The following is a 3,020-nucleotide window of genomic DNA, read 5'->3' on the forward strand; positions in this document are numbered from 1 at the left end:
CCCCCCCCCCCCCCCCCCCCCCCCCCCCCCCCCCCCCCCCCCCCCGTCGCTTGTGTCAAAGATCTATCAATAGAACCAGGGGCTCAGATCACCAAAGGGCCAGAAGTAGCTGCCGGAGCTGGAACCGGAGCTCTGCTGCTCCTGCTGCTGTTCCTCCAGCTCGGCCTTGGCTTCCTCCTGAGCGGCCCGGCGCTCCGGAGTATCCTCGTCAAAGGTGAGGGTGAGGGTCAGCTTCTCGCCGTTGCGCTCCACGTCCAGGGTCACGGTGTCCCCGGCCTTGTAGGTCTTCTTGGCCTCCACCAGCTCGGCGGAGGAGATTACCGTCTTGCCGTCGATGGCGGTGATGATGTCGCCCTTCTGTAGGCCGGCCTTGGCGGCGCAGGAACTCTCATCCACGCTCTCCACCAGGGCGCCCTGGCTCATGCCGTACCGCTGGGAGATGCTCTCAGGCACCGTGCTCACGGTGACGCCCATGTAGGGCTTGCCGGTGACGTAGCCGTTCTCCATGATGTCGGTGACCATGTCCTTGATGTCGTTGATGGGGATGGCGAAGCCCAGTCCCTCAATGGTGGCCTGGCTGCTGCTGGAACCGGACAGCTTGGCCGAGGTGATGCCGATGACCTGACCGTACATGTCAAAGAGGGGACCGCCGGAGTTACCGTTGTTGATGGCGGTATCGGTCTGAATCATGTTCATGACGTTGCCGTTCTCCATGGTGATGCTGCGGTCCTTGGCGGACACGATGCCGGAGGTCATGGAGAAGGTCAGTTCGCCCAGGGGGTTGCCGATGGCCACTACCTGCTCGCCCACCTTCACGTTGTCGGAGTCGCCGATGATGACGGGGGTGAGACCGGTGGCGTCGATCTTCAGCACGGCGATGTCGTTCTCCGACTCGCCGCCCACCAGGGTGGCGTCATAGGTGGTGCCGTCCACAAAGGCCACCTGGATGCTGTCGGCGTCCTCAATGACGTGGTAGTTGGTCAGAATGTAGCCGTCGCTGGTGATGACGAAGCCGGAACCGGCCACAGCCTGGGACACCGGCTGGCCCCACACGTTTGTGGTGGTGATCTCAGTGGTGATACCGACGGTGGAACCCACATAGGTGGCGTAGATCTCCGGGGCGGTGAGGAGGTCCTTGCCCGTCAAGTTGGAGACGTTGACCACCGTGGGGGTACGAGTGCCCTCGTAGATGGTGGTCTTGTCCTGGGCGAAGGCTCCGGTGGCCGCTCCCACGCCGGCGATGCCGCCGATGATGGCGCACACCAGGCACAGGGCTACCAGCTTGCCGCCCTTCTTCTTCCTGGGCTTGGGCTGCTCGGGCTCCTCATGGAGGGGACGGCCCGTGGTCTCAATGGGATCGCTCCAGGGGGCCTGGGGCCGGTTTTCATTGTTATACTCATACATAAAACGTCGCTCCTTTGAAAGCATTCCGCTTTTCTCTCTGTTCGCGTTTTATTCTAGCGGCTAATTATGACCATTTCATGAAGATTCCCCAAATGATTTTTGAACGGTCCGCGAAACATTTTTGAACGAAGGTTCACTCCCGCCTGAGAAGGGCGGCGGTGTCCCGGACGGCCAGGGCCAGATCGGCGGTGAGGCCGTCGAAAATGCCGGTGCGGGCCACGTTGATGGCCACCAGGCACACGATGGGCCCCAGGATCATCCCCAGCACGCCCCCCACCCGCATGCCCACATACATGCTGATGAGGGAGAGGATGGGGGAGAGGCCGGTCTGGCTGCCCACCGCCTTGGGCTCGGCCACCCGGCGAAAGACGCAGATGATGCCCCACACCACCATGAGCCCCACGGCGTGAAACCAGTTGCCGGTGAGGAGGTCGATGACCGCCCAGGGCACCATGACGGTGCCCGAGCCGATGATGGGGATGAAGTCCAGCACCGCCAGGGCCAGGGCCAGCAGCACGGCGTAGGGCTGGCCGATGAGGAGAAAGCCCACCAGCAAGATGGCAAAGACCCCCGCCGAGATGATAATCTCCGCCCGGACGTACCCGGCGAAGGCCCCCAGGGCGGTGTGCTTGACATGGGAGACAAAGGCCCGGACCTCGGGGGGCAGGCGGTTGGTCATGAGAAAGCGGTAGTGGGGGTAGTCAGCGGTGATGAAGTAGGCCGCCATAATGAAAACGATGAGGGCTACCACAAAGGAGGGTACCCCCATGGCAAAGTTGCCCGCCCAGGTGCCCACCATGGGCACCACCGAGCTCACCCAGCCGCTGAAGGCGGACCAGAGCTGGTCCAGGTTGCCGTTGACAAAGGTCTCCACCTCTCCGGGCAGATAAGCCAGCAGTTTATCCAGCCAGGCCCCTGCGGCGTCCACCCCGGTCTGGAGGGTGTTCCAGGAGCCCTCCCAGTTGTTGAGGAGGGCGCTCACCTCGCTAAATAGGCTGTACCCCAGACCAAAGAGGATGCCGCCGGCGGCGGCAAAGGCCAGCAAAATCAAAAAGAGGGAAAGCACCCCCCGGGACAGTCCCAGCCGCCGCTGGAGCCCCTTTACCACGGGGTTGAGCAGCCAGGCCGTCACCAATGCCAGCACGAAGGGCATCAGCAGGCTCAGCAGGGGAGGGACCAGATAGCGCAATATGAGCACGATCCCCACCGCCAGCAGCAGACGAATCCCCAGACGCACCCACAGTCTGCCCCGCTCCCGCCAGGTCAATTCTCCCCGTTCCAACTCCGGCACATCCTTTCTCGGTTTTCGCCGCCTCACAGCGGCGCTCTATCGAAGGGACATTATAGCAGGTCTGGGCCGCAACTTATCACGAATTTGTAAATCTTTCCGGTTACATTTTTCCGGCCCCGATGGACTTCGAACAAAAGTTTGCACAATTTCCACAGGGTTTTCCACAGGTAATATCTGGATGTGCACATTGTGGAAAGAGAGGACGGTCCTGTCCTCTAGGGAATCTCTGATTTAATCCGCACTACCATAAAGGCTCCGGATGTGGGATAATAACACTATCAACGCAATGGTGGTGTATGGGGATGAAGAAACAGGAAACATTTAC

General features: G+C 61.4%; 2 protein-coding genes. Both read right to left on the reverse strand.

The genetic code is table 11. The features are described from left to right. Positions 1-66 precede the first annotated feature (66 nt). Complete coding sequence (locus tag ACTNBK_RS16800; protein ID WP_441147811.1) at positions 67-1,404, reverse strand: S1C family serine protease; 1,338 nt, start codon at positions 1,402-1,404, stop codon at positions 67-69. 133 nt (positions 1,405-1,537) lie between these two features. Then, positions 1,538-2,686: a sporulation integral membrane protein YtvI gene (ytvI, locus tag ACTNBK_RS16805; RefSeq protein WP_441147813.1), complete on the reverse strand. Its 1,149-nt coding sequence runs from the start codon at positions 2,684-2,686 to the stop codon at positions 1,538-1,540. Between the last annotated feature and the right edge of the window lie 334 nt (positions 2,687-3,020).

Source organism: Intestinimonas sp. HCP28S3_D6 (assembly GCF_052065695.1).
Taxonomy (GTDB): Bacteria; Bacillota; Clostridia; order Oscillospirales; family Oscillospiraceae; genus Intestinimonas.